23 protein-coding genes are annotated in these 26,485 nt (G+C 73.3%); 5 read left to right on the top strand and 18 right to left on the bottom strand.

Annotated elements, in window-relative coordinates; genetic code table 11:
- Position 1: 1 nt before the first annotated feature.
- The 3 genes from QA802_RS12580 to lipB all read right to left on the bottom strand — a co-directional run bounded on the left by QA802_RS12580 (position 2) and on the right by lipB (position 2,352).
- Positions 2 to 211 carry an SCO2195 family GlnR-regulated protein gene (locus QA802_RS12580; RefSeq protein ID WP_319171037.1) on the bottom strand — a complete coding sequence of 70 codons (210 nt, stop codon included), beginning with the start codon at positions 209 to 211 and terminating at the stop codon, positions 2 to 4.
- A gap of 285 nt (positions 212 to 496) precedes the next feature.
- Positions 497 to 1,462 (bottom strand): lipoyl synthase, encoded by a 966-nt coding sequence (gene lipA / locus QA802_RS12575; protein ID WP_319171038.1) that lies wholly within the window; start codon positions 1,460 to 1,462, stop codon positions 497 to 499.
- Between the two features lie 92 nt (positions 1,463 to 1,554).
- Complete coding sequence (gene lipB / locus QA802_RS12570; RefSeq protein ID WP_334521323.1) at positions 1,555 to 2,352, bottom strand: lipoyl(octanoyl) transferase LipB; 798 nt, start codon at positions 2,350 to 2,352, stop codon at positions 1,555 to 1,557.
- Between the two features lie 245 nt (positions 2,353 to 2,597).
- Between lipB and QA802_RS12565 the strand changes: the two genes are divergently transcribed.
- Positions 2,598 to 4,187 carry an NsdA family TPR-like regulatory protein gene (locus QA802_RS12565; RefSeq protein ID WP_334521321.1) on the top strand — a complete coding sequence of 530 codons (1,590 nt, stop codon included), beginning with the start codon at positions 2,598 to 2,600 and terminating at the stop codon, positions 4,185 to 4,187.
- A 373-nt stretch (positions 4,188 to 4,560) separates the two neighbouring features.
- Here the strand turns inward: QA802_RS12565 and QA802_RS12560 are convergent, their stop codons facing one another.
- Both QA802_RS12560 and QA802_RS12555 read right to left on the bottom strand, forming a co-directional pair.
- Entirely contained in the window at positions 4,561 to 5,979 is a 1,419-nt protein-coding gene (locus QA802_RS12560) for an NAD(P)/FAD-dependent oxidoreductase (RefSeq protein WP_334521318.1), read from the bottom strand.
- A 161-nt stretch (positions 5,980 to 6,140) separates the two neighbouring features.
- Positions 6,141 to 7,034 carry a TIGR01777 family oxidoreductase gene (locus QA802_RS12555; protein ID WP_334521315.1) on the bottom strand — a complete coding sequence of 298 codons (894 nt, stop codon included), beginning with the start codon at positions 7,032 to 7,034 and terminating at the stop codon, positions 6,141 to 6,143.
- A 71-nt stretch (positions 7,035 to 7,105) separates the two neighbouring features.
- Between QA802_RS12555 and QA802_RS12550 the strand changes: the two genes are divergently transcribed.
- Positions 7,106 to 7,603: a GNAT family N-acetyltransferase gene (locus QA802_RS12550; RefSeq protein WP_319171043.1), complete on the top strand. Its 498-nt coding sequence runs from the start codon at positions 7,106 to 7,108 to the stop codon at positions 7,601 to 7,603.
- Positions 7,604 to 7,665: 62 nt separating this feature from the next.
- Here the strand turns inward: QA802_RS12550 and QA802_RS12545 are convergent, their stop codons facing one another.
- Complete coding sequence (locus tag QA802_RS12545) at positions 7,666 to 8,850, bottom strand: MarP family serine protease (protein ID WP_334521311.1); 1,185 nt, start codon at positions 8,848 to 8,850, stop codon at positions 7,666 to 7,668.
- A 245-nt stretch (positions 8,851 to 9,095) separates the two neighbouring features.
- Between QA802_RS12545 and QA802_RS12540 the strand changes: the two genes are divergently transcribed.
- Entirely contained in the window at positions 9,096 to 9,947 is an 852-nt protein-coding gene (locus QA802_RS12540) for a peptidoglycan recognition protein family protein (RefSeq protein WP_443042096.1), read from the top strand.
- A 75-nt stretch (positions 9,948 to 10,022) separates the two neighbouring features.
- The gene (locus QA802_RS12535) at positions 10,023 to 10,298 is read left to right on the top strand and encodes a hypothetical protein (RefSeq protein ID WP_334521308.1); all 276 of its coding nucleotides are present in this window, start codon (positions 10,023 to 10,025) and stop codon (positions 10,296 to 10,298) included.
- A 36-nt stretch (positions 10,299 to 10,334) separates the two neighbouring features.
- On the opposite strand, the gene QA802_RS12530 is transcribed toward QA802_RS12535, so the two are convergent.
- From QA802_RS12530 to QA802_RS12485, 10 genes are all read right to left on the bottom strand, one after another.
- Positions 10,335 to 10,856, bottom strand: coding sequence for a DUF4240 domain-containing protein (locus QA802_RS12530; protein ID WP_319171053.1), 522 nt, complete (start codon positions 10,854 to 10,856; stop codon positions 10,335 to 10,337).
- 121 nt (positions 10,857 to 10,977) lie between these two features.
- Positions 10,978 to 11,973 (bottom strand): helix-turn-helix transcriptional regulator, encoded by a 996-nt coding sequence (locus QA802_RS12525; protein ID WP_334521305.1) that lies wholly within the window; start codon positions 11,971 to 11,973, stop codon positions 10,978 to 10,980.
- A 129-nt stretch (positions 11,974 to 12,102) separates the two neighbouring features.
- Positions 12,103 to 14,808 (bottom strand): pyruvate dehydrogenase (acetyl-transferring), homodimeric type, encoded by a 2,706-nt coding sequence (gene aceE, locus QA802_RS12520; RefSeq protein ID WP_334521303.1) that lies wholly within the window; start codon positions 14,806 to 14,808, stop codon positions 12,103 to 12,105.
- Between the two features lie 364 nt (positions 14,809 to 15,172).
- Positions 15,173 to 15,796: a GntR family transcriptional regulator gene (locus QA802_RS12515; RefSeq protein ID WP_319171048.1), complete on the bottom strand. Its 624-nt coding sequence runs from the start codon at positions 15,794 to 15,796 to the stop codon at positions 15,173 to 15,175.
- A 178-nt stretch (positions 15,797 to 15,974) separates the two neighbouring features.
- Positions 15,975 to 16,286, bottom strand: coding sequence for a hypothetical protein (locus QA802_RS12510; protein WP_334521293.1), 312 nt, complete (start codon positions 16,284 to 16,286; stop codon positions 15,975 to 15,977).
- Positions 16,283 to 16,468: a hypothetical protein gene (locus QA802_RS12505; RefSeq protein ID WP_334521290.1), complete on the bottom strand. Its 186-nt coding sequence runs from the start codon at positions 16,466 to 16,468 to the stop codon at positions 16,283 to 16,285. The genes QA802_RS12510 and QA802_RS12505 overlap by 4 nt, the downstream gene beginning before the upstream one ends.
- 126 nt (positions 16,469 to 16,594) lie before the next feature.
- Positions 16,595 to 18,367 carry a 2-oxoglutarate dehydrogenase, E2 component, dihydrolipoamide succinyltransferase gene (sucB, locus tag QA802_RS12500; RefSeq protein WP_334521287.1) on the bottom strand — a complete coding sequence of 591 codons (1,773 nt, stop codon included), beginning with the start codon at positions 18,365 to 18,367 and terminating at the stop codon, positions 16,595 to 16,597.
- A 66-nt stretch (positions 18,368 to 18,433) separates the two neighbouring features.
- Positions 18,434 to 19,822: a dihydrolipoyl dehydrogenase gene (gene lpdA / locus QA802_RS12495; protein WP_334521284.1), complete on the bottom strand. Its 1,389-nt coding sequence runs from the start codon at positions 19,820 to 19,822 to the stop codon at positions 18,434 to 18,436.
- A 311-nt stretch (positions 19,823 to 20,133) separates the two neighbouring features.
- The gene (locus QA802_RS12490; RefSeq protein ID WP_334521282.1) at positions 20,134 to 21,666 is read right to left on the bottom strand and encodes a leucyl aminopeptidase; all 1,533 of its coding nucleotides are present in this window, start codon (positions 21,664 to 21,666) and stop codon (positions 20,134 to 20,136) included.
- A 310-nt stretch (positions 21,667 to 21,976) separates the two neighbouring features.
- The gene (locus QA802_RS12485) at positions 21,977 to 22,774 is read right to left on the bottom strand and encodes an adenosylcobinamide-GDP ribazoletransferase (protein WP_334521279.1); all 798 of its coding nucleotides are present in this window, start codon (positions 22,772 to 22,774) and stop codon (positions 21,977 to 21,979) included.
- A 361-nt stretch (positions 22,775 to 23,135) separates the two neighbouring features.
- On the opposite strand from QA802_RS12485, the gene QA802_RS12480 reads away from it, so the two are divergent.
- Complete coding sequence (locus QA802_RS12480) at positions 23,136 to 23,900, top strand: hypothetical protein (protein WP_319167742.1); 765 nt, start codon at positions 23,136 to 23,138, stop codon at positions 23,898 to 23,900.
- On the opposite strand, the gene QA802_RS12475 is transcribed toward QA802_RS12480, so the two are convergent.
- Positions 23,879 to 24,748, bottom strand: a complete 870-nt coding sequence (locus tag QA802_RS12475; protein WP_334521274.1) for a hypothetical protein — start codon at positions 24,746 to 24,748, stop codon at positions 23,879 to 23,881. The genes QA802_RS12480 and QA802_RS12475 overlap by 22 nt on opposite strands.
- Positions 24,745 to 26,463 carry a phosphatidylglycerol lysyltransferase domain-containing protein gene (locus tag QA802_RS12470; protein WP_334521271.1) on the bottom strand — a complete coding sequence of 573 codons (1,719 nt, stop codon included), beginning with the start codon at positions 26,461 to 26,463 and terminating at the stop codon, positions 24,745 to 24,747. Before QA802_RS12470 ends, QA802_RS12475 begins: the two co-directional genes overlap by 4 nt.
- Positions 26,464 to 26,485: the final 22 nt, after the last annotated feature.

Below are 26,485 nucleotides of genomic sequence, written 5' to 3'. Positions count from 1 at the left end.
CTCAGGAGCGGACGGAGGTGACGGCGGTGACGGTGTCGAGGATGCGCTGCGCCTCGACGCGGTCCTTGGCGCGACGGCGGTCCTCCAGCACGGAGGTCCAGGCGTTGCGGCGGGCGGTGCGCTGTCCGCTGCTCATGAGCAGCGACTCGACGGCGCGCAGGGCGGTGGTGAAGGACGGGATGGCGGTGGCGCTAACGGGCGCGGCCTGCATGGTGTGGGTTCCCCCTCGGACGGCTCGGACTAGGGACGGTGTGGCGGGTCTACGTGGTGTGATACCAGCGTCACTGATTGGTGTTACCAGGGCGTGACCGGCCGGTCAAACGCGAATGAAGCCTCGGTGCGGGGGGCCGAAACGCTGACGCGGCCCCGGCGTACGCCCTCATCTGCGAGGACGACCGGGACCGCGTCATATCGGTCACTACTGGCGAGTAGGTTCTTGTGCGCGAATTCACACGCTCGGCTTGCGCCCGTACGGCGCAAGAGAGGTGACGTCGCGTCAGACCGCCTGGGTGGCGATGAAGGAACCGCGCTTCTCGACGGCCATCTGATAGAGGCGCCCGGCACGGTAGGAGGACCGTACCAGCGGACCCGACATCACGCCGGAGAAGCCGATCTGGTCGGCCTCCTCCTTCAGCTCCACGAACTCGTGCGGCTTGACCCAGCGCTCGACGGGGTGGTGGCGCACCGAGGGCCGCAGGTACTGCGTGATGGTGACCAGCTCGCAGCCCGCGTCGTGCAGCTGCCGCAGCGCCTCGCTCACCTCCTCGCGGGTCTCGCCCATGCCGAGGATCAGGTTCGACTTGGTGACCAGCCCGTGGTCGCGGGCCGCCGTGATGACGCCCAGCGAACGCTCGTAACGGAAGCCCGGCCGGATCCGCTTGAAGATCCGCGGCACGGTCTCGACGTTGTGCGCGAAGACCTCGGGCCGCGCGGAGAAGACCTCCGCGAGCTGCTCCGGGACGGCGTTGAAGTCGGGGGCCAGCAGCTCGACCTTGGTGCGCCCCGCCTCCCGCTCGGCCGTCTGCAGATGGATCTGCCGGACGGTCTCGGCGTAGAGCCACGCCCCGCCGTCCGCCAGGTCGTCGCGCGCGACGCCGGTGATGGTGGCGTAGTTCAGGTCCATGGTGACGACGGACTCGCCCACGCGGCGCGGCTCGTCGCGGTCCAGCGCCTCGGGCTTGCCGGTGTCGATCTGGCAGAAGTCACAGCGCCGGGTGCACTGGTCGCCGCCGATGAGGAAGGTGGCCTCGCGGTCCTCCCAGCATTCGTAGATGTTGGGACAGCCGGCTTCCTGGCACACGGTGTGCAGGCCCTCGCTCTTCACGAGGTTCTGCATCTTCGTGTACTCGGGACCCATTTTGGCCCGGGTCTTGATCCACTCGGGCTTGCGCTCGATGGGGGTCTGGCTGTTACGGACCTCCAGGCGCAGCATCTTGCGTCCGTCGGGTGCGACTGCGGACACGTCGGCTCCCTGCCTGTCTGCGTAGACTTTCGATTCTTCGGCGTACACCAGGGTACGCCCGTGCTTTTCGAGCCCTGCCGGGCCCCGAGGGGTCAGGCGGTCGCCTTCTCGATCTCCCGAGGTTTCGGCTCGGCGTTCTCCAGGACGTCCCTCAGGTGCCGCTCCACCACGGGCAGCACCTCGTCGATCGTCACGTCCCGGCCCAGTTCGGCGGCGAGCGAGGCGACGCCCGCGTCCCGGATGCCGCACGGGATGATCCGGTCGAACCACTTGTTGTCCGGGTTCACGTTCAGCGCGAAGCCGTGCATGGTGACGCCCTTGGCGACCCGGATGCCGATCGCCGCGATCTTCCGGTCCTCGCGCCGCTGGCCCGCGTTGGACGGGGCGTACTCCGGGCCGTTCAGCCGGGGGTCGAACTCCTCGTCGGTGAGCCGGGGGTCGAAGTCCAGCGAGAGGCCGCCGAGCGGCGGGCGCCGCTCCACCGGGTCGCCCAGCACCCACACCCCGCTGCGGCCCTCGACCCGGCTGGTCTCCAGGCCGAACTCGGCGCAGACGCGGATCAGCGCGTCCTCCAGGCGGCGTACGTGCGCGACGACGTCAACCGGGCGCGGCAGCTTCAGGATCGGGTAGCCCACCAGCTGGCCCGGGCCGTGCCAGGTGATCTTGCCGCCGCGGTCCACGTCGACGACCGGGGTGCCGTCCAGGGGGCGTTCGGCGTCGGTCGTGCGCCGGCCGGCCGTGTAGACGGCGGGGTGCTCCAGGAGCAGGACGGTGTCCGGGACCTCGTCGGTGAAGCGCGCCGCGTGCACACGGCGTTGCTCGTCCCACGCCTCCTGGTACTCGACGGCGTCCCCGCCGAACCCCATCCGGACGAACCGCAACTCGCTCACGGCAAGCGCCTCCCTGAAAGTCGTCAGGCGCGTGACGCGCCCAAGCCACTGTACGACCGCGCGCGAGGCGTCAGCCGCACGGCCAATCCTCACACGATCGGATGAATGAAGGTCGAGATGTGCGATCGCTTGCTCACGCTCCGCTACATTCGCGCCGTTCGCGAGGCCAAAAGGGCTGATCACACCCATCAGCGCACTTCATCCGGGCACGTCGGAGGCCCGGAAGGCAGGAGACCCCACCGCAGATGACGGAACGACCCGCGCAGCGCACGCCCAACCGTCAGCTCGCCGCGCTCATCGCAGAAGCGGGATTCTCCAACGCGGGACTGGCCCGTCGCGTCGATCAGCTCGGGCTCGAACACGGGCTGGACCTGAGATACGACAAGACGTCCGTCACCCGGTGGCTGCGCGGGCAGCAGCCCCGCGGCACCACCCCCGCCCTGATCGCCGAGGTCTTCACCCGGCGGCTGGGCCGCCGCCTGTCCGCCCAGGACCTCGGCCTGGACGCCTGCGCCCCCGTCTACGCCGGCCTGGAGTTCGCCGGCACGCCCGAGGAGGCCGTCGACATCGTCGGGGGGCTGTGGCGCAAGGACAGCGGCAGCCATGCCGAGCTGCGCAAGATCGCCTTCACCCCGGCGGGGCTCGTCGTGCCGAGCCGCGACTGGCTGATCGGGCGGGCCGACGAGAAGGTCGCCCGCAGCGAGCCGCCCGCCCGGGTGCCCGTCCAGGGCCGCGCGGCCGCGCGGCCCGCCGCACCGCAGCAGCACTCCCCGCACATCGCGCAGCCGCTCTCGGCGCACCCCTCCCCGCCGCTCGCGTCACCGCTTACGTCACCGCTTCTGCCCCCGCAGGCTCCGGTGGGGGCGGCCCCGGCGGCCGGAGCGTCCGCCGCGATGCGCCGACGGGGCCAGGGCACCGAACGCGGACCCGGCCAGCGGGTCACCGGCGGCGACATCTCCGCGCTGCGCTCGGTCGGCGAGCTGTTCCGCTCCCTCGACGACCGGTACGGCGGCGGCCACGCCCGGCAGGCCCTCGTGCGTTACCTCGAGCACGAGTGCGAGCCCATGCTGCGCGGCACCTACGGCGAACAGACCGGCCGACGCCTCTTCGGCGCGGCCGCCGACCTGACCCGCCTCGCCGGCTGGACCTCCTTCGACATCGCCGCGCACGGCCTGGCCCAGCGCTACTTCGTGCAGGCCCTGCGGCTGTCCCAGGTGGCCGGGGACCGCGCCTACGGCTCGTTCGTCCTCGTCACCATGAGCCGCCAGGCCGTCTACCTCGGCCACGGCCGGGAGGCGGTGCAGCTCGCGCGGGTGGCCCAGCAGGGCGTCGGCACGGGGGCCCCGCCGGTCGTGCAGGCGCTGCTGCACGCGGCGGAGGCGCGCGGGCACGCGGTGCTCGGCGAGGTGCGCGCCTCCACCGCGGCCCTCGTCCGCGCCGAGCGCGCGCTGGAGGCGGCCAAGCCCGGTGACGAGGCGCCGTACTGGGCGCGCTTCTTCGACGAGGCGCAGCTGGCCGACGAGTTCGGGCATTGTCACCGCGACCTGCAGCAGTTCCGGGCGGCCGCCCAGCACGCCGAACGCTCCCTGCAGTTGCGTCCGGCAGCGCATGCCCGCAGCCGCCTGTTCTGCCGTGTCGTCCTCGCCTCCGCCCGCCTCGGCCTCGGCGAACTCGACCAGGCCTGCCAGCTGGCCGCGGAGGCGGCGGGGCAGGCGGCGGAGATGCGGTCGGTCCGGGCGCTGGAGTACGTCAGGGACTTCGAACGCCGGCTGGAGCCGTACAAGGACGCGAGTCCGGTGCGCACGTACCGCGACAAGGTGGCGGCGCTGGGCTGACCCCGGGGGCTCCGCCCCCGAACCCCCGTGTCGGCCCTGGACGGGCCTCGTCCTCGAACTCCCCCAGAGGGGGGACCCCCAGACGGGCTGAAATGCCTGGCGTCGCCGGGTTGGGTGGCGCACGCCGGGGTAACGGGGGCGGAGGAGGGCCGAGGGTCCTGGGGCGGAGGCCGGGGGTGTCGGGGGTGGAGGACCAGGGGGGAACCCCGGGCTCGAGTGCCGGGGGTGGGGGTCTCAGGGGGATTGCCGGGCTCGAGTGCCGGGGGTGGGGGTCTCAGGGGGATTGCCGGGCTCGAGTGCCGGGGGTGGGGGTCTCAGGGGGATTGCCGGGCTCGAGTGCCCGGGGTGGAGGGCAGGGTTGCCCGGTGCCCGGTCATGCAGCTGCCTGCTCCTCGCGGGGGGTCGGGCGTGGGTTGGCCAGGTGGGGGGAACCGGCCGCGCGCAGGTCGGAGACGATCGCGGTCGCCGCCCGGTGTGCCGAGTGCAGCGCCCCCTGCACGGTGCTGGTGTCCCGGTGGTCGCCGCACACGTACAGGCCCGCCAGCAGCCGTACCGGGCGCCGCAGATCGTGTGGCGCGCGCATCGCGGGCACGGCCTCGGCGGTGTGGTGCACGGCCAGCGTCTCCCAGCGCGCGGTGGAGACGCCGTACAGCCGGGACAGATGCATGCGTACGGCGGTGTCGACGCCCGGCGGGGGTGCGCCGAGGACGGTGGACGAGATCAGCGTGCGGCCCTCGGGCGCGCGGCTCGGGTCGATGTGGCTGACCACCGCCGTGTGCGCGACCGGCCCGCCGCGGTCGGCGTCCAGGAGCAGCGAGGCGCCGGTGCCGGGCGGCTCGTCCGTCGTGTGGTGGACGATCGTCACCGGGTGGAAGTCGGGCACCCGTAGCCCGGGCAGCAGCTGTGCGGCGGAGCGCGCGTCGGTGGCGACCAGGACCGCGCGGCAGCGGAACTCGCCGTGCCCCGCCGTGGTCACCGAGGTGGTGGAGACGGAGGTGACCCGTACGCCGGTGTGTACGGCGCCCGGCGGCAAAGTCCGCGCGAGCAGCTCCGGCAGCGCCTCGGCCCCGCCCTCCGGCAGCGCGAGACGGCCGGCCGCGAAGGCGCGCAGGGCGAGGTCCGCGCACCGGCTGGAGGTCGTGAGGTCCGGGTCGCACAGCAGCGCGGCGAGCAGCGGGCGCACGAAGCCGTCCACCGTGCGGGCGGGCAGCCCGCGGGCGGCGAGGGCCTGGCCGGCCGGCAGCTCCGGGCGGCGCAGCAGCCGTTCGGCGGGGGTGGCCGCGAGCCGGGTGAGCGCGGCGCCGAGCCGTGCCTGGTCCACGGCGGTGCCCAGCGGCGCGCCCGCCCGGACCCTGGGCGGGGCGGGCGGCCGTCCCGCCGTCGGCAGGGCGCCGCCGGCGCGCGGCCGAGGCAGCGCACCCGGCCGGGACGTGCTCGCCAGGGCGCGTACGGCGTGGAGTGCGCCCCTTGCGCTCCCCGCGCCCGCCTGTGCGCCGGCGCGATGATGGCGTCCGTCGCTGTGCAGCAGGACCCCCGGCGCGAACGGACGCAGGGCGAGCGCGTCCAGCCCCGGCGTCAGGGCCAGTTCGGGATACGCCGTGGACAGCAGCTGCCCGATGCGGTCGAGCCGGAACCCGTCGACCTTCTCCGTCGCCATGCGGCCGCCCACGCAAGGGGCGGCCTCCAGGACGACGGTTCTTACTCCTGCGCTGGTCAGCCGGTGCGCGGCGGAGAGTCCGGCGACTCCGGCTCCCACCACGACGACGTCTGCCTGGTACGCGGGCTCAAGCACGTGCCCCTCCTCGAGGTTGCGCGGCCGGTGGAGACGTCATGCCCCCAACAGCCGTCCGGGATACCCGAGTTCGGGTCGAGGGTAGGGCCGTGATCGGTCAGGAACAGTCGCGCATGGACAGGGCACGGTCGCACGCCGGTCGCATACGGTCACGTGGTGGATCAGGCTGCTCGGACGGCGTCCTCGATCCCGGGGAACGCGAAGGTGAACCCGGACTCCAGCAGCCGCTTCGGCACCACGCGCGCGCTGCCCAGCACGTCCCCGGCCATCTCGCCGAGCACCGTCCGCAACACCGGCGCCGGCACCGCGAACAGCGTCGGCCGGTGCAGCACCCGCCCCATCGCCGCGGTGATCTCACGGTTCGTCAGCGGCTCGGGCGCGGTGAGGTTGAACGGGCCCGACAGGTCGTCGCGGTCGAGGAGGTGCCGGATCGCCGCCACCTCGTCGTGCAGCGCGATGTACGACCAGTACTGGCGTCCGTCGCCCATCCGCCCGCCGAGTCCGGCCGTGAAGAGCGGGAACAGCTTGCCCCAGGCCCCGCCGCCGCGCGCCACGACCAGCCCGGTCCGGGTGAACGCCGTGCGCACGCCCGCCTCCTGGGCGGGACCCGCGGCCGCCTCCCACTCCACGCACAGCTCCGGCAGGAAGCCGCTGCCGGCCGGCGCGCTCTCGTCCACGACCCGGTCGCCCGTCTCGCCGTAGAAGCCCATCGCGCTGCCGTTGACGAACACCCGCGGCGGTTCGTCGAGCGAGGCGACGGCCTTCGCGAGCGCCGCCGTGCCGTGCACCCGGCTGTCGTGGATGCGCTTCTTGTAGGCCTCGCTCCAGCGCCGGTCGCCGACCCCCGCGCCCGCCAGGTTGACCACGGCGTCGCACCCCGCGAGCCCGGCCGCGTCCACCTGCCCCTTCTCGGGGTCCCAGCGCACCTCCAGGGGCCCCCGGGGCGTCCCGCGCACGAGCGGGGCCACCTCGTGGCCGTCCGCGGTCAGGGACCGCACCAGTGCGCTGCCGATCAGTCCGGACGCCCCGGCCACCGCGATTCGCGTACGTTCCATACCGCCATCCTGCCCGCCGGCCCGCGAAATCCCCTGCCGGGTCGCCGTCCGCCCGGATTAGGGTGGCGGCCATGTCCGAGCCGTCCGCACCCCGCATACGCGCCGCGTCGTCCGCCGACGACGAGGCGCTCGGTCTTGTCGACCGGCTGACCTGGTCCCCGCTGCACGCCGTCATGCCCGAGCCGCAGCCGCCGTACGACTCCTTCTTCGACGAGCGGCATCCGCCCGGGGACTTCCTGGTCGCCGAACTGGGCGGCCGTGTCGTCGGATACGTGCGCCTCGTCCCGCCCACCCCGCTCGCCGCCAACGCGCACGTCCGGCAGATCCAGGGTCTCGCCGTGCTCGACGAGGCGCGCGGCCACGGCGTCGGACGGGCGCTGGTGCGCGCCGCCGTCGAGGAGACCCGCCGGCAGGGCGCCCGCCGCATCACCCTGCGCGTGCTCGGCCACAACACCCCGGCCCGGGGGCTCTACGAGGCCGAGGGGTTCACGGTGGAGGGGGTCCTCCCCGAGGAGTTCCTGCTGGACGGCGCGTACGTGGACGACGTCCTCATGGGCCGGCCCGTGTAGCACCCGGTGAGGGCGCCGGTGAGGGGTCTTCGCGCCGTCGCGACGCGGGCGCGCACCGCCGCTCAGGACGGGGTCAGGTTCCCCGTGTCCACCGGCCGGGTGGCGTTCGCCGCGCGCTTCGCGTCGCCGGCGACCTCCGCCGCCGTCAGCACGTAGCCCGTCTCGTCGTCCGAGGTGGAGCGGGCGAAGACCACGCCGTAGACCCGGCCGGTCGTGGTCAGCAGCGGGCCGCCGGAGTTGCCGGGGCGCACGGTGGAGCGGATCGAGTAGATCTCGCGGGTGACGATCTCGTCGTTGTAGATGTTGCGGCCGGTCGCCTTCACCCGGTTCGCGACCGTGGCCGCCTGCAGGTTCAGGTCGCCGTCCTGCGGATAGCCCGCCACCACCGCCGAGTTCCCGCGCGCGGCCTCGTCGTCGAAGACCAGGACCGGCGCCTTCAGGTACGGCACGTACAGCACCGCCACGTCCTTGTCCGGGTCGAAGAGCACCACGCGCGCGTCGTACGACGGCCCGACGCCGCCGACCCGCACGGTCGGGGTGTCGATGCCCGCCACCACGTGCGCGTTGGTCATCACGTGCTCGTTGGCGTAGACGAAGCCGCTGCCCTCGCGGCCCTGGTCGCCCGCGGTGCCCTCGATCTTCACCGTGCTGCGCTTGGCCGCCTCCGTGGCGCTCGCCGTGACGCTGTCCCCGGTGGGCTTGGCGACCTCGGCCGTCGACTCGTTCTCGAAGGGGTTGAAGACCTGCGGGAAGCCCGCCTGGGTCAGCGCCGACGTGGCCCGCGCGAACCAGGTGGGCGTGGTGTCCGGCATGACGTCCTGCACGGCCCCCAGCAGCCGTGAGTCCCGTATCGACGAGGTGACCACCGGCGACGAGGACGCGCCCAGCACGCTCGCCGCCACCCACGCCACGATCAGCACCGAGACCACGTTGGCCGCCGCGCCCCCGATGCCGTCCGCCACCCGCAGCGGCCCGCGGTCCAGCTCCCGGCGCAGCCGCAGCGCCAGCCGCCCCGCCAGCTCGTGGCCCACCGCCGCCGGGAGGAGGACCGTGAGCACGGCCGTCACCGTGGCCGCGGTGGTCCCCGGGGCCACCGGATCCATCAGCCACGGCAGGACCCACACGCCGATCACCGCGCCGCCCACGAAGCCGGCCAGCGACACACAGCCGGCCACCAGACCGCGCCGGTAGCCGGAACCGGCGTAGGCCAAGGCCACCAGCACCAGCAGGATGTCGAGCAGGTCCACCGGCCCCCCTTTTTTTCTCTTGGATCCCCCAGGTCGTGTCCTAGTACGCGCGGGAGGGGCCCAGTGATCAGCTGTCGGTCCGTGTCGTCGGTCGTGCGTCGGCCCGTCATGGCCGTCACACGCGCGTGCGGCCCCGACCGGCCACGCGCGCGTGTACCCCGGAAACGTCACGGACCGGGACGATGGTTCCACCGGGTGGCACACTCCATATCGCGGACGCAGCGGATTCGTCGGACAGTGGGGTCATGTGTGCCCTCCGACCGGCGTCGCACGGTCCGCGGGGAACGCGCCGCCCGCGCCGCCCGCGGATACCGGGCCCGCTCCTCGTGCTCCTGGGCTGTCTGCCCGGGCTGGCCGCCGTCGCCGCCCTGGGGGCCTGCGCGGGCGACGTCGACGGCGCCTCCCCGGCGGGGCGGACCCGCTCTCCCGCCGCCGCCCGTCCCGCCGCCGGGCACCGGGCGGTCCGGCCGCCCGTCGTGCCGCGCGCCGCCTGGCTGGACGCCCTCGCCCGGCACGCCCAGCCGCCGCCGCGCTACGACGACCGGGCCGTCGCCGTCTTCGTCCACCACACCGACTCGCCCAACGGCTACGACTGCGCCGACGCGCCCCGCATCATCCGCTCCCTGTACACCGGCCAGACCGCCGCCCGGGGCTGGGACGACATCGGCTACAACTTCCTCGTCGACCGCTGCGGCACCATCTACGAGGGCCGGGCGGGCGGCGTCGACCGCGCCGTCACCGGCGCACACACCCAGGGCTTCAACCACCGCACGGTGGGCATCGCCGCGCTGGGCACGTTCACCTCCGGCGTCCCGGTGCCGCAGGCCATGGTCGACGCGATCGCCGCCCTGGCCGCCTGGAAACTCGGCCTGGCCGACGTCGACCCGCGGGCGCACGTGCGGCTCACGTCCAGCAACAGCCACAGCCGGTACGCGGCCGGGACCGCCGCCACCCTGCCCGCCTTGGCCGGCCACCGGGACGGCTTCATGACGAGCTGTCCGGGCGCCGCCCTCGCCGCCCGCCTCCCGGAGATCCGCGAGACGGCTGCCCGCCTCCAGGGCCGACCGGCCGCGCACGCTCTCACAGGAACGCCTTAGGCGGCTTTCAGGGTTCTCCCATGCCACCGTCCTACGGTCGTGCACGACACGAAGGAACGACCGGAGGTGGGGATCATGAACAGCAGCCCTGGGCCGGCCCGAGGCGGGGCCGCGCAGACCACGCAGACGACGCCGACGGCGCAGCCGGCGCAGCAGGGCCGGTGGACCAAGGCCGCTCGCAGCCCCTGGACCGTGCTGTGCGCCGTCGCCGCGGTCGTTCTGGGCCCGGCGGCGGCCACCGCGTCCGCGCTGGAGCAGGCGAACCGCGCGCCGATGCACCACGCGGTGCGGGTCGATCCGTCGCAGGCTTACCTCCCCGCCGACACCACCCGCCGCAGGTTCACGGCGTGAGGGCGGCGCCGTCCGGGCGGAGCCGTCCGCCGGCGCTCACTCCTTGAAGCGCTGCCACAGCCGGGGATACCGCTCGGCCAGCGCCCCCTCGTTCTCGAAGTCGACGGGCGTGCCCTCGGGTTCGGCTGCGGCGGGCGCGATGCCCAGGTCCGGGGCGACCATCCCGGTGAGCTGCTCGTAGGCCTCGTCGGCGGCGTAGCCGAGTTCCTCGCCGTCGCCGTCGATCTCCTCGTCGAAGTCGTCCAGCAGGTCGGCCAGGGAGTCCGGGTCGCCGTGCAGGGCGCCCTCGAAGACCTCGCGGCCCTGACCGATCAGCCAGCAGCGGAAGAAGTCGAAGGCGTCGTCGCTCGCGCCGTCCAGCAGCAGCCAGGCGGCGCCCCACAGGTCCCAGCTGTAGGCGCGGTTGTAGCGCGACTCGAAGTGCCGGGCGAAGTCGAGCACGGACTCCGGGTCCAGCCGGAGCAGCCGCTCCACGAGTTGGTCGGCCTGCTCCTCGGGATCACCCTCGGCTGCCTCGCGGGAGGCGTCCACCAGCTCCCAGAACTCCGTCTCGTCCATCACGCGTCCAGCATCGTGCCTCCAGATGCGGGACGCACCCGGAGTGCACGGTATTCCCGCCGGGTTCGCGTCGGGTTGCCGTCGGGTTGCCGTCGGGTTCGCGTCGGACTCCCGCGAAGCGTCAGCTCTCCCGGGACCCGTAGCGCGCCGCCAGCCGCAGTGCGTCACCGGCGAACCACTCGCGCAGCGCCGCCGGGGCCAGCACCTCCGCCTCCGGGCCCAGCGCCGTGAGCTGGGTGTGCGCCACCTCCAGCGACTCGACCCGCAGGGTGACCGTCGTCCAGCCCCGCCCGTCCGGTTCCCCGGCGCCGGCCAGCGCGTCCCGGGCCGCCACCGGGTCGACGGCGTACGGGAGCCGGCGCACCCCGGCCTCCGACAGCCGGACGACGACCTCGGCCCGCAGGAGCGAGCGCGCGAACCGCTCGGCCTGCGCACCCCAGAAGCCCGGCAGATCGAATTCGTCGTCTCGGACGAAACGATCCTGCGCAGGCTCCGCCGCGATGAACCGGTCGATCCGGTACGTCCGGAACGCGCCGCCCTCCCGCACCCGGGCGCACAGGTACCAGACCCCCGCCTTCAGCACGAGCCCGTACGGTTCGAGCTCCCGCTCGACCTCGCGCTCGGCCCCGCCCTCCCCGCGCCGGTAGCGCGCCCGCACGCACCGGTCGTCCCACACCGCCTCCGCGATCACCGGCAGCAGCGCCGGCGTCTCCGGCTCGCGGAACCAGGCCGGGGCGTCCAGATGGAACCGCTGCGCCGCCGCGCGCGGGGCGTCCCGCAGGGACGGCAGCAGAGCCGCCGACACCTTCAGCCGGGCCGCCGACGCCACGTCCTCCAGCCCCATCTCCCGCAGCGCCTCCGGCACCCCGCTCAGGAACAGCGCCTCGGCCTCACCGCGCCCCAGCCCCGTCAGCCGCGTCCGGTACCCGCCGACCAGCCGGTAGCCCCCCGCGCGCCCCCGCTCGGCGTACACCGGCACGCCGGCCTCGGAGAGCGCCTGCGCGTCCCGGGTGACGGTCCGCTCCGAGACCTCCAGCTCCCGCGCAAGCTCGGACGCGGTCATGGTCGGCCGCGACTGCAGAAGGAGCACCATCTTGATGAGGCGGGCTGCACGCATGGGGACATGATGCCGGGACCCGCCGACAGCGAAGGGGGGTACGGCCGCAGCCGTACCCCCCTTCGCCGAACCGTGATCTGGTTTCTACGAGTTTCTCCAGCGGGTCTCGAAAAACACGCCCCGCACGCCCTACAGGCCGTAGCGCTCGCGCGCCTCCTTCACCGAGGCCGCCTTGACCTCGCCGCGCCGGGCGAGCTGCGCCAGGGCCGCGACGACGATCGACTCGGCGTCCACGCCGAAGTGGCGGCGGGCCGCCTCACGGGTGTCGGAGAGGCCGAAGCCGTCCGCGCCCAGCGAGGACCAGTCCTGCTCGACCCACTGCGCGATCTGGTCCGGGACCTGGCGCATGTAGTCGGAGACCGCGAGGACCGGGCCCTCGGCGCCCTGCAGCGCCCGCCGGACGTACGGCGTCCGCTCCTCGCCGCGCAGCAGGGCCGCGTCGGCCTCCAGCGCGTCGCGGCGCAGCTCGGTCCAGGAGGTCGCCGACCACACGTCGGCGGCCACGCCCCACTCCTCGGCGAGCAGCTGCTGCGCTTTCAGGGCCCAGTGGATCGCGGTGCCCGAGGCCAGCAGCTGGATGCGCGGCGCGTTGGCCGCCGCCACCTCCACGCCCGCCGACTCCGCCGTGTTGAAGCGGTACAGGCCCTTGAGGATGCCCTCGTCGACACCGGGCGCCGACGGTTTGGCCGGCTGCGGCATCGGCTCGTTGTAGACCGTCAGGTAGTAGAAGACGTTCTGGTCCTCGCCCGCGGCCGCCTCGCCGTACATCCGGCGCAGACCGTCCTTGACGATCGCCGCGATCTCGTACGCGAAGGCCGGGTCGTAGCTGAGGGCGGCCGGGTTGGTCGCGGCGATGACCGGGGAGTGGCCGTCGGCGTGCTGGAGGCCCTCGCCCGTCAGGGTCGTACGGCCGGCGGTCGCGCCGACGAGGAAGCCGCGGCCGAGCTGGTCGCCGAGCTGCCACATCTGGTCGGCCGTGCGCTGCCAGCCGAACATCGAGTAGAAGATGTAGAACGGGATCATCGCCTCACCGTGCGTGGAGTACGCGGTGGACGCGGCGATGAAGTCGGCCATCGAACCGGCCTCGGTGATCCCCTCGTTGAGGATCTGGCCGTTCTCGGCCTCCTTGTAGTACATCAGCTGGTCGCGGTCGACCGGCTCGTACGTCTGGCCCTTGGGGGAGTAGATCCCGAGCGACGGGAACAGGCTCTCCATGCCGAAGGTGCGCGCCTCGTCGGGGACGATCGGCACCCAGCGCTTCCCGGTCTCCTTGTCGCGGACCAGGTCCTTGACGAGGCGGACGAACGCCATGGTGGTCGCCACGTTCTGCGTGCCGGAGCCCTTGTCGAAGGAGGCGAACGTCTTGTCGGCGGGGGCCGGCAGCGGGGCGAGGGCGTGCGTACGGCGGGCCGGGGCCGGGCCTCCGAGGGCCGCGCGGCGCTCCTGGAGGTAGCGGACCTCGGGGGAGTCGGCGCCCGGGTGCCCGTAGGGGACGACCCCGTCGAGGAACCGCGCGTCCGAGATGGGCAGCTCCAGCAGGTCGCGCATCGTCTTGAACTCGTCCACCGAGAGCTTCTTCATCTGGTGGTTGGCGTTCTTCGACGCGAAGCCCTCGCCGAGCGTGTGGCCCTTGACCGTCTGGGCCAGGATCACCGTCGGCGCGCCCTTGAACTCGACGGCTGCCTTGTACGCGGCGTACACCTTGCGCGCCTCGTGACCGCCGCGGGAGAGGTGGAAACACTCGAGGATCTTGTCGTCGCTCAGCAGCCTGGCCATCTCGGCGAGCGCCGGGTCCTTGCCGAAGAAGTCCTCGCGGATGTACGCGGCGCCGCGCGTCTGGTACGTCTGCACCTGGGCGTCCGGTACCTCGCGCAGCCGGCGGACCAGCGCGCCGGTGGTGTCCAGCTGGAACAGCTCGTCCCAGGCGGAGCCCCACAGCGACTTGATCACGTTCCAGCCGGCGCCGCGGAACTGGGCCTCCAGCTCCTGCACGATCTTGAAGTTCGCGCGGACCGGGCCGTCGAGGCGCTGGAGGTTGCAGTTGATGACGAAGGTCAGGTTGTCGAGGCCCTCGCGGGAGGCGAGGGAGAGTGCCGCCGTCGACTCGGGCTCGTCCATCTCGCCGTCGCCGAGGAACGCCCACACATGGGACGCGGAGACGTCCTTGACGCCGCGGTTGGTGAGATAGCGGTTGAAGCGCGCCTGGTAGATGGCGGAGAGCGGGCCGAGGCCCATCGACACCGTCGGGAACTCCCACAGCCAGGGCAGCCGGCGCGGGTGCGGGTACGACGGGAGGCCCTCGCCGCCGGACTCCTGGCGGAAGTTGTCGAGGTGCTGTTCGGTCAGCCGGCCGTCGAGGAAGGCGCGGGCGTAGATGCCGGGGGAGGCGTGGCCCTGGATGTAGAGCTGGTCGCCCGAGCCGTCGGCCTCCTTGCCCTTGAAGAAGTGGTTGAAGCCGGTCTCGTAGAGCCAGGCGGCGGAGGCGAAGGTGGCGATGTGGCCGCCGACGCCGTGCTTGCTGCCGCGGGTCACCATGGCCGCCGCGTTCCAGCGGTTCCACGCGGTGATCCGGCGCTCCATCTCCGGGTCACCGGGCGCGGACGGCTCGGCGGCGGTGGGGATGGTGTTGACGTAGTCCGTCTCGAGCAGCTTGGGCAGCGCGAGGCCGTTGCCCTCGGCGCGCTCCAGCGTGCGGCGCATCAGGTACGCGGCGCGGTGCGGTCCGGCCGCCTTGGTGACCGCGTCCAGCGAGGCCTGCCATTCGGCGGTCTCCTCCGGGTCCCGGTCGGGGAGCTGGTCGAGCGCGCTGGGCTGGATGGCCTGGGGGTCGGTCATGTCGCCGCCTTCCTCAGTCGAAGGGGGTTCCCTCATCGGCAAGGGTTCAGGAGTGCCCTAGGTCTTTGGCAGGACAGGGCGTGGAGCCCGGGTGCGGTGTCGTCGTGCGGCTCCGCGCGAGGCCCGTCGGCGACAATAACCCGCTGATCGATGATCGATCAAAGGGTTGAGGAAGAAAACCTCTTGATCACGAGAAAGTAGGCACCCGGTGCCTTTGGGTCAGGCACCCCGTGCCGCGCATTTCGGGGGTTTTCGCAGGTCGGAGCCCACGTATGAGCGCACGCACGCTCCACTGGACGACACTCGGAGGAGGCGCCCCCGCGTCCACCTCGGGTCCGCCCCGGTTTCACCCCGGGGCCACCGGCTACGCGCGGGGCGCGCACCCGAGGACGTGGGCCTTCACCAGCTCCGCGATCCGGGGGTCGCGCCGCTTGAACGCGGCCACCAGCTCCTCGTGCTCCTCCGCGTACGACTGCTGCACGGTCCCCAGCCAGCGGATGGACAGCGCCGTGAACACCTCGATGCCCAGGCCCTCCCAGGTGTGCAGCAGCACGGAGTTCCCGGCCGCCCGCACCAGCTCCCGGTGGAAGCCGACGGTGTGCCGCACCTGGCCGGTGCCGTCGGACGCGCGGTCGGCCTCGTAGAGGGCGGCGACGTGCGGTTCGAGCGCCGAGCAGTCCTCTGCCAGCTTCTGGGCGGCCAGTTCCGCGGCGATCGCCTCCAGGCCGGCCCGGACCGGGTAGCTCTCCTCCAGGTCGGCCGCCGTCAGGTTGCGCACCCGCACGCCCTTGTTCGGCGCGGACTCGATCAGCCGCAGCGACTCCAGCTCGCGCAGCGCCTCCCGCACCGGCGTCTGGCTGACCTCCAGCTCGGTGGCGATCCGCCGCTCCACGATCCGCTCGCCCGGCTGCCAGCGCCCGCTGACGATCCCCTCCACGATGTGCTCGCGGATCTGTTCGCGCAGCGAGTGGACGACGGGCGCGGTCATGAGAGCTCCTTTGAGGAGAGGCCGCACGGGCCCCCGAGGGCGTTTGACGCTTAGACAATACGGCCGTGAGCGCTTTCCAGAAGGGCGCGCGGGGATGCTTTTACGCAGGTGAGACGAGACTTACACGAGCGTGACCGGGGTCGGCCCTGCCCGGAGGCCGGGTCGGCCCCGAGCCGGCTCAGAGGTCGAGTACCGCGCGCAACGCGTCGTCGACGAGGGCCAGCTGCTCGGGCCCGATGTTGCCGTGCGGAGTGCCCGTGTCGAAGCGGGCCGCGGTGAGCTGGAGCAGGTTGACGGCAACGACGGACGCCTCGATGGGCGAGGTCAGGCAGACGCTCATCGCCGTGTCCGGGTGTGCGGCCGGGGCGTGCAGCACCAAGGCGACCACCGCCCCGTAGGCGTCGGCGAGCCCGTCGAGGCTCACGACGAGTACCGTGCGGACGCCCTTGCCCGTATCGACATCCCACACGTCGCCCTTGCGGACGGTCACAGGGCGTCACCCTCTCCTTCGAGGTTGAGCGGTCCGAGAGCGGCCAGTTTGCGTGCCGCGTCCAGCGTCATCTGTCGACGGAGGGCTCGCAGGATGTAGTCGTTGAGGGAGGGGGCGTCGGCCGCGGCGTCCCGCAGGGCCTTGTCCATGGAGTCCGGGATGCGCAACGTGATGGCACTCATGACGTCAAATGTAGTGGCGTACATGGCTTCATGGGAGGGTTCGCCGGAACCGGCAGAAGAACGCCCCCGTCCGGAAGTTCCGGACGGGGGCGCCGTGGTGCACAACCCCTGGGGTCGCAGACGGGGTTACAGACCGAGCTCGACCTCGAACTCGCCGGCCTCGAGGATGGCCTTGACCGCGGTCAGGTAACGGGCCGCGTCGGCGCCGTCGACCAGACGGTGGTCGTAGGACAGGGTCAGGTACGTCATGTCGCGGACGCCGATGACCGTGCCCTCCTCCGTCTCGATGACGGCCGGACGCTTGACCGTCGCGCCGATGCCGAGGATCGCGACCTGGTTCGGCGGCACGATGATCGTGTCGAACAGCGCGCCGCGCGAGCCGGTGTTGCTGATGGTGAAGGTCGCGCCGGACAGCTCGTCCGGGGTGATCTTGTTCGCGCGGACCTTGCCCGCCAGGTCGGCCGTGGCCTTGGCGATGCCGGCGATGTTCAGGTCGCCCGCGTGCTTGATGACCGGGGTCATCAGGCCCTTCTCCGAGTCCACCGCGATACCGATGCTCTCGGTGTCGAAGTAGGTGATCGTGCCCTCGTCCACGTTGATCCGGGCGTTGACGGCCGGGTGGGCCTTCAGCGCCTGGGCCGCCGCCTTGACGAAGAACGGCATCGGGGAGAGCTTGACGCCCTCGCGGGCCGCGAAGGAGTCCTTCGCCTGCGCGCGGAGCTTCATCAGCCGGGTGATGTCGACCTCGACGACCGAGGACAGCTGCGCCTGCTCGTGCAGCGCCTTGACCATGTTGTCGCCGATGACCTTGCGGATGCGGGGCATCTTCACGGTCTGGCCGCGCAGCGGGGAGGCCTCGAGGGTCGGGGCCTTCTTCGCGGCGGGCGCGGCCGGAGCGGCGGCGGCCGGAGCCGGAGCGGCGGCGGCCTTGGCTGCCTCGGCGGCGGCGATGACGTCCTGCTTGCGGATGCGGCCACCCACGCCGGTGCCCTTGACGGCGCCCAGGTCGACGCCGTTCTCGGCGGCGAGCTTGCGCACCAGCGGGGTCACGTAGGCGCCCTCGTCGGTGGGCTGCGCGGGAGCCGCGGCCGGAGCCGGGGTGACCGGAGCCGGAGCGGCCGGCGCGGGCGCCGGAGCGGCCGGGGCGGCGGCGATCGGAGCGGGCGCGGGAGCCGGGGCGGCCGGAGCCGCGGGGGCCGGAGCCGGAGCCGCGGGGGCTGCGGCGGGCGCCGGGGCCGGGGCGGCCGGAGCCGCGGCGGCGGCCGGAGCCGCGCCCGGGGCGCCGATGACGGCGAGCTTGGCGCCGACCTCGGCGGTCTCGTCCTCGGCGACGGTGATCTCGAGCAGCACACCGGAGGTGGGCGCCGGGATCTCGGTGTCGACCTTGTCGGTGGAGACCTCGAGCAGCGGCTCGTCGGCCTCGACCGAGTCGCCGACCGACTTCAGCCAGCGGGTGACGGTGCCCTCGGTGACGGACTCGCCGAGCGCGGGCAGGACGACGTCCGTGCCCTCGGCGGAACCGGCGCCGGAGGCGGCCTCGGCGGTGGGAGCCGGGGCGGGAGCCGCCTGCTCGGTGGAGGGCTGGGCGGCCGGGGCCGGCTCGGGGGCCGGCGCGGCGACCTCCTCGGCGGCCGGAGCCGGGGCAGCGGCGGGGGCGCCGGTGCCGTCGTCGATGACGGCCAGCTCGGCGCCGACCTCGACCGTCTCGTCCTCGGCGACCTTGATGGAGGCCAGGATGCCGGCTGCGGGGGAGGGGATCTCGGTGTCGACCTTGTCGGTCGACACCTCGAGCAGGGGCTCGTCGGCCTCGACGCGCTCACCCTCGGCCTTCAGCCAGCGGGTGACAGTGCCCTCGGTGACGCTCTCGCCGAGCGCCGGAAGGGTTACGGAAACCGCCATGGTTTCGGTTGCTCCTTAACGATTGCGGAAGTCTGGGTCGTCGCTTCGACGTGGTACGACCGAGGGTCAGTCGTGCGAGTGCAGCGGCTTGCCCGCCAGTGCCAGGTGGGCCTCGCCGAGCGCCTCGTTCTGCGTCGGGTGGGCGTGGATGAGCTGGGCGACCTCGGCGGGCAGCGCCTCCCAGTTGTAGATCAGCTGGGCTTCGCCGACCTGCTCGCCCATGCGGTCGCCGACCATGTGGACGCCGACCACGGCGCCGTCCTTCACCTGGACGAGCTTGATCTCGCCCGCGGTGTTGAGGATCTTGCTCTTGCCGTTGCCCGCGAGGTTGTACTTCAGAGCGACGACCTTGTCCGCGCCGTAGATCTCCTTGGCCTTGGCCTCGGTGATGCCCACGGAGGCGACCTCGGGGTGGCAGTACGTCACCCGGGGAACGCCGTCGTAGTCGATCGGGACGACCTTCTGGCCGGCCAGACGCTCCGCGACCAGCATGCCTTCGGCGAAGCCGACGTGCGCGAGCTGGAGCGTCGGGACCAGGTCGCCGACGGCGGAGACGGTCGGGACGTTGGTGCGCATGTACTCGTCGACCAGGACGTAGCCCCGGTCCATCGCGACGCCCTGCTCCTCGTAGCCGAGACCGGCGGAGACGGGCCCGCGGCCCACCGCGACCAGCAGGACCTCGGCCTCGAACTCCTTGCCGTCGGCCAGGGTGACCTTGACGCCGTCGGCGGTGTACTCGGCCTTCGAGAAGAAGGTGCCCAGGTTGAACTTGATGCCGCGCTTGCGGAAGGCGCGCTCGAGCAGCTTGGAGCTGTTCTCGTCCTCGACCGGGACGAGGTGCTTCAGACCCTCGATGACGGTGACGTCCGCGCCGAAGGACTTCCACGCCGAGGCGAACTCGACGCCGATGACGCCGCCGCCCAGGATGATCGCGGACTTCGGCACCCGGTCCAGGACGAGGGCGTGGTCGGAGGAGATGATCCGGTCGCCGTCGATCTCCAGGCCCGGCAGCGACTTCGGCACGGAGCCGGTCGCGAGCAGCACGTGGCGGCCCTGGACGCGCTGTCCGTCCACGTCGACGGAGGTCGGGGAGGACAGGCGGCCCTCACCCTCGATGTACGTCACCTTGCGCGAGGCGATGAGTCCCTGCAGGCCCTTGTACAGGCCGGAGATGACGCCGTCCTTGTACTTGTGGACGGCGGGGACGTCGATGCCCTCGAAGGTGGCCTTGACGCCGAACTGCTCGCTCTCGCGGGCCTGGTCGGCGATCTCGCCCGCGTGCAGCAGGGCCTTGGTGGGGATGCACCCCCGGTGCAGGCAGGTACCGCCGACCTTGTCCTTCTCGATCAGGGCGACGTCCAGGCCCAGCTGCGCCCCGCGCAGGGCCGCGGCGTAACCACCGCTACCACCGCCGAGGATCACTAGGTCGAAAACGGTGCTGGCGTCGTTCGCCACGTCACGTCCTCCATGCATGTGCGCCACGCCGGTCTCCAGTGACCGGTCGGCGGCTGGTGTCCGGCCGCTGAAGTCTCGGCCCTGTGGTGGGGGCCCTGTCCTGCCGAGCCCCATCCTCGCACTTGTCGGACCCCGACGAGACACGGGGCCGGGGTGTGAGACGTCCCACGCTCACTTGTGACAGACGTGAGGAGCGCTCACGGACGCGGGGAACTGCGCGACCAGCCATGTACGACCCGCACCCGCCGGTACGACGGACGGAACCGAGTGATCAGGCGCACAGTCCCCCTCCCGCAGGGGCCGGCCCCGGACTAGCCCAGGTCGCCGGCGGCGGTCAGCTCGGCCAGCCGCACCAGCGTCCGAACGGCGGTGCCGGTGCCGCCCTTCGGCGTGTAACCGAACGGGCCGCCCTCGTTGAACGCCGGCCCGGCGATGTCCAGGTGCGCCCAGGTGATCCCCTCGCCCACGAACTCGCGCAGGAAGAGACCGGCCACCAGGCCGCCGCCCATCCGCTCGCCCATGTTCGCGAGGTCCGCGACGGTGGAGTCCATGCCCTTGCGCAGGTGCTCCGGCAGCGGCATCGGCCACGCCGGCTCGCCGACCTCCTCCGCGGCCTCGTGCACCGCGGAGCGGAACGCGTCGTCGTTCGCCATGATCCCGAACGTTCGGTTGCCGAGCGCCAGCATCATCGCGCCGGTCAGGGTCGCCACGTCGACGATCGCGTCCGGCTTCTCCGCGGAGGCCGCCCACAGCGCGTCCGCGAGGACCAGCCGGCCCTCGGCGTCGGTGTTGAGGACCTCGACGGTCTTGCCGCTGTACATGCGCAGCACGTCACCCGGGCGGGTGGCGGAGCCGGACGGCATGTTCTCGGCGAGCGCCAGCCAGCCGGTGACGTTGACCTCGAGCCCGAGCCGCGCGGCCGCGACGACCGCGGCGAAGACCGCCGCCGCCCCGCTCATGTCGCACTTCATCGTCTCGTTGTGCCCGGCCGGCTTGAGCGAGATGCCGCCCGAGTCGTAGGTGATGCCCTTGCCGACGAACGCGAGGTGCTTCGTCGCCTTGGCGGACGTGTACGACAGCTTGACCAGGCGCGGGGCGGACGCCGAGCCGGCGCCGACGCCGAGGATGCCGCCGTAGCCGCCCTTGACGAGCGCCTTCTCGTCGAGCACCTGCACCTTGATGCCGTGTTCCTTCGCCGCGGCCTGCGCGATGCCGGCGAACGCCTCCGGGTCGAGGTCGTTCGGCGGCATGTTGATCAGGTCGCGGGCCCGGTTGAGCTCCTCGCCGACGGCGGCTGCCCGCAGCAGCGCGGCCTTGTGGGCGGCGTCGCGCGGCTTCCCGCCGAGCAGGGCGGCCTCGGCGAGCGGCGCCTTGGCGTTCCTGGCCTTGGCGTCGGCCGGGCGCGCGGCCTGCTTGTACGCGTCGAAGGAGTAGGCGCCGAGCACCACGCCCTCGGCGATCGCGCCGATGTCGCCGGCGTCGGTCACGGGCAGCGCGAACGCGGCCTTCTTGGAGCCGCCGAGGACGCGGGCGGCGGCGCCGGCCGCCCTGCGGAGCGCCTCGGTGTCGTAGGCGGCGTCCTTCTCGGGCTCGGCGCCGAGCCCCACCGCGAGCACGAGCGGCGTCTTGAAGCCGGCCGGGGCGGGCAGCTTCGTCACCTCGCCCTCGGCGCCGGAAGCCCCGAGGGTCTCCAGAACGCCGGCGAGCCGGCCGTCGAACGCCGTGTCGACGGCTTCGGCGCCTGGGGCAACGATCGGGCCCTTTGCGCCCTTGGCGACACCGATCACGATCGCGTCGGCCCGCAGGCCGGGCGCCGCGGCGGTGCTGAGAGTGAGAGCAGTCACGGTGGTGAAATCTCGCTTCCGATGTGGAGTTGCTGTGGCCGGAGCACGGGTCGACCGGGCCCGACAGCCGACCCTGGATGCGGGTCGTGGGTGCGGTCGTGTCCGGGGTGCGTCCCACCGGCGCGGCGGAACCGGCGTGGCGAATCCCGGAACGAGCCTACGCGTGCCGGTGCGTTCGCTCAGCACGCGAGTCTTCACCCCTGTCGGTGGCGTCGTCTCCGTCGGACGATCCTCGCACTACCGCGACCGGTGCACACCCCTCGGGTTCCCCACCCGGCGTCGCAGTCCTCCGGACGACGCCGCAGGTGTGCTACCCGCCCAGGGCCAGTACGGTCAGCGCGGTCGTCGCCGCCGTCTCCGCAATCCCGCCGAACACGTCCCCGGTGACCCCGCCGAAGCGGCGCGTGCAGTGGCGCAGCAGGAGTTCGGCGGCGGCGAGGGCCGCGGCGACCGCGGCGGCCGTGCGCACCCCGTCGGCCACGCCGGACAGCCCGCCGCCGAGGGCCGCGACGACGACGCAGCCGGCCGCGACGGCCGCCGCGCCCGCGACCGGGACCGCCCCGGCGACCGCCGCGCCGAGGCCCTCCGGCCGTGCCGCCGGGACCCCGGCGCGCGCGGCCAGCGTGAGCGCCAGGCGCGCGGCGAGGGCCGAGGCGACGGCGGCGACCGCGCCCCGCGTCCAGGAGTCGCCGTACGCCTGCGCCAGCGCGGCGGTCTGGGCGAGCAGCACCAGGACGAGCGTGAGCACGCCGAACGGGCCGATGTCCGACTGCTTCATGATGCGCAGCGCGTCCTCGGCGGGCTTGCCGCTGCCCAGCCCGTCCGCGGTGTCGGCCAGCCCGTCGAGATGCAGTCCCCGGGTGAGGACGGCAGGCACGGCGGCCGAGGCGACGGCGGCGAGCAGCGGACTCGCGCCCAGCCGCAGCAGCAGCAGCCCGAGCCCCGCCGCACAGCCGCCGACGACCAGCCCCACCAAGGGCGCGCTCAGCATCCCGCCGCGTGCGGCCGGACGGTCCCAGCGGGTCACCCGCACCGGCAACACGGTGAGGGTGCCGAAGGCGAAACGCAGGCCCTCGAGCGGCGAGGCGGGGGGCGGGACACTGGACACCGCCGCAGACTAAGGCCTGCCCACCCGACACATCACGCCGGGGACACCCCCCGGCCCGGTCCCGCCCCGGCGAGGGTGGCTCGCGCCCGTCGGGACCGGCCCTGGCCCGGCGGGGTGGGAGTCGACCCGGTGGGACCGGGCGTAGGTGTGGCGGAACCCCCGCGCCGGCCCTGGTTCGGCGGGATCGGCGGCCTGGCGGGGTTGGCCCGACGGGGACTGGCGCCGACCAGGTGGGGCCGGCGTCGGTCTGGCGGGAGGGGCCCGGGCCCGGCGGGACCGGTGTTGGCCCGGCTGGGGTGGTGTCTGGCTCGGATGCCGCGCCCGCGAGGCAGCGGGACCCGCTCGCCGTGAGACTGGGGGCATGGGCGACTGGGTGCAGCGCAACATCGTCGAACCGGGCAAGCTCCCGCTGCTTCTCGCCCTGACCGCGTTCGTGGCCACCTTCCTGATCACCCGGGTCATCACCCGCCTCATCCGGGCCGGCAAAGGGCCCTTCGGGAACGTCAGCTCCGGCGGGGTGCACATCCATCACGTCGTCCCGGGCGTCGTCCTGACCGTCGCGGGCGGCTTCGGCTCCGTGGCGAGCGGCCGGCACGGCTTCGGGGCGGGCGCCTTCGCCGTCGTCTTCGGCATCGGCACGGGCCTGGTCCTCGACGAGTTCGCGCTGATCCTGCACCTGGACGACGTGTACTGGACGGAGGCGGGCCGCAAGAGCGTGGAGGCCGTGGTCCTCACGGCGGCGCTGGGCGGACTGCTGCTCGTGGGCTTCTCGCCGTTCGGCGTCGACGGGATGACCGAGGAGGAACTCCAGGACCGGGGAAGCGTCCTCGCGACCGTCGGCGTCAACGTCCTCTTCTCGCTGGCCGTGTTGACCAAGGGCAAGGTCAAGACGGCCGTCTTCAGCGTGTTCGTGCCGTTCGTCGGGCTGATCGGCCTGGTCCGGGTGGCCCGGCCGGCGTCCCTCTGGGCCCGGCGGTTCTACCGGCGCCGACCGAGGGCGCGCGCGAAGGCGATGCTGCGCGCCTACCGGCACGACCGGCGATGGGCCAGGCCCCGCCGGCTGGTGGGGGACTGGCTGGGCGGCAAGACGGACGCCGAGCTTGCTCAGTCCGGCGAACGGAAGTGAGAGGGCCGGTGCGGCGTGCGCGGGTGACGGCTCCGGTCCGGGCCGCCGCGCCCACCGTCCGGGCGCTGCGAGCCGTCCGGCGGTTGCGGGCCGTGCGGCGGTTGCCCGGTGGGGGTCGGTTCCGGGGCCGGTTCCGCGGCCGGGACGGACGCCCGGGGTCCACGGCGGTGCCGGTGCCCTCCGCACCGCGCCGCTCCGTTCGTCCGCTCGCGTCGGCGCAGGCACGCGGACAGGACCGCCGTGCCCGCGATCGCCGCCAGGTGCTCCTTGCCGGCCAGGTTGTTCTTCAACAGCGCCTCCACCACCATCGCGACGATCACCGCGGCCGCCGTCGCGTACGCGCGAAAGCGCAGGCCGAGGAAGACCGCGAGGCCCACCACTGCCGCCGACGGACCCGTGTCCACCACCAGCGCGTCGGACGCGGGCAGGCCGAACGGGCCGCCGGGGCCGAGGGCCAGCCCCACGCGGGCGTACAGGGTTCCCGCGAGCGTGGCGGTGTAAGCGACGACGAGGGTGCGCGACCGTCCGAGGCAGAGCTCCGCGATCCCGAACACCAGCAGGATCTGCACGAGCGCGCCCCAGACCGGCAGGTCGAGCGCGGGCACGAACAGCGACAGCGGGGTACGCGCCAGAGCGAGCCACACCGGGTCCTCGGCCCGCACCGCTCCGACGTCCTGCACGAGCCGGTAGCCCCAGGACTGGTTCTGCACGATCTGCGTCAGGGACGTCAGGCACACCGCTGTCAGCGTCATCGGGACCGCCCGCCACCGCTGCCGCGTCAGCGGACCGCGCACGGCCAGGCACAGCGGCCCCCACTCGGCGCGGGCCCAGCGGGTGAGCCGGTTCACCGCCCCGCCTCCAGGCGACCCCGGCGCGCCCGCCCCGGCAGCCCGGGCGGCTCGAGGAACCCCTCGGCGCGCGCCGACGCCACGGCGATGCGCGGCAGGTCCGCGCTCTTCTCGAAGAGCAGGAAGCGCGGCTCCCAGACGGGCCGGTACTTGGCGTTGGCACGGTAGAGGGACTCGATCTGCCACCAGCGGGAGAAGAAGCACAGCAGCGACCGCCACAGCCGCAGCACCGGCCCGGCGCCGAGCCGGGCGCCCCGTTCGAAGACCGAGCGGAACACCGCGAAGTTCAGCGAGAGCTGGACGATCCCCGTCACCCGGGCGCGCAGCAGCAGTTCGACGACCATGAACTCCGTCAGCCCGTTGTCGCCGTGGCGGTCGCGCCGCATCAGGTCGAGCGACAGCCCGTGCGGCCCCCACGGCACGAAGGAGAGCAGCGCGCGCAGTTCACCGCCGGCGTCGGTGCACTCCAGCATCACGCAGCGCCCGTCCCGCGGGTCCCCGAGCCGCCCGAGCGCCATGCTGAACCCGCGCTCGGGGGCCCCGTCGCGCCAGTCGTCGGCCCGCCGCAGCAGGTACGCCATCTCGTCGGCCGGGATGTCCTCGTGGCGTCGTACGCGCACGGTGTACCCGGCCCGGCGGACCCGGTTGCACGCCTGCCGGACCGTCCGCATGGCGCGTCCCTCGAGGGTGAACCCGGCGACCTCGACGATCGCCTCGTCCCCGAGTTCCAGCGCGTCCAGCCCGTGCCGGGCGTACACCGTCCCGGCCTCCTCGCTCGCGCCCGTCACCGCCGGGATCCATCCGTGCGCCCGCGCCTCGGCGAGCCACGGCTCGATCGCCCCCGGCCAGGCCTCCGGGTCGCCGAGCGGGTCCCCGGAGGCCAGTGACACCCCGCCGACGACGCGGTAGGCGACGGCCGCCTTCCCGGTCGGCGACCAGCACACGCTCTTCTCCCGGCGCAGCGCGAAGTAGCCGAGCGAGTCCCGTTCGCCGTGCCGGTCGAGCAGTTCCCGCAGCCGCTTCTCGTCGTCGTCGGTGAGCGGGTCGACGGCCCGCCGGGAGCGGAAGGCGGCGTACAGGACGGCCAGCAGGAGCGCCGTGCTCAGCACGTTGACGGCGACGTCGACCCAGGTGGGCGGCGCGATGCCGGGGACGCGATGGGCGTCGGCCGTGACGGAGACCAGCCGCAGGGCGCCGTAGCGCCAGCGTTCGAGGAACGTGGACGGGGCGGACGCCCGGTCGGTGACCGTCACCAGCAGCGCGGCCAGCAGCGAGGCGCCCAGCAGCCCGCCCGCGCCGACGGCCGCGGCGAGCCGCGGGTTGGACCGGTCGCCCTTGGCGTAGAACTCGCGCCGGCCGGCCAGCAGCGTGGCGACGAACGCGGCGGTCAGCGCCAGCGAGACCCAGTTCTGGGGATGGCGCCGGATCTCCGGGAACGCCATGGCCAGGGCGAGCAGCCCGAGGAACGCTCCGCTCAGGCCGAGGTTCAGGATCCACGCGGCCCGCTTGCGCCGCCCCATGGTGACGGCGAGGAACGCGGTGAAGAGCCCGGACGCGAACCCGGCCGTCAGCAGGTACGGAGTGAAGAAGTCCGCTTGGTTGTGCCGCCGTACGTCCTGCCCCAGGGTGATCCACACCGCGCTGAGGAAGTTGACGGACGCGACGGCGCGCAGGTACCAGACGGCGAAGGCGGCGGCGCCCCGGGTGTTGCCCATGAGCGGTGATCATATGGGTGCA

It is taken from the genome of Streptomyces sp. B21-105 (genome assembly GCF_036898465.1).
Lineage (GTDB): Bacteria > Actinomycetota > Actinomycetes > Streptomycetales > Streptomycetaceae > Streptomyces.
Note: the sequence above shows the minus strand (reverse complement) of the source record. Positions and strands in the feature narration are given on the sequence as shown.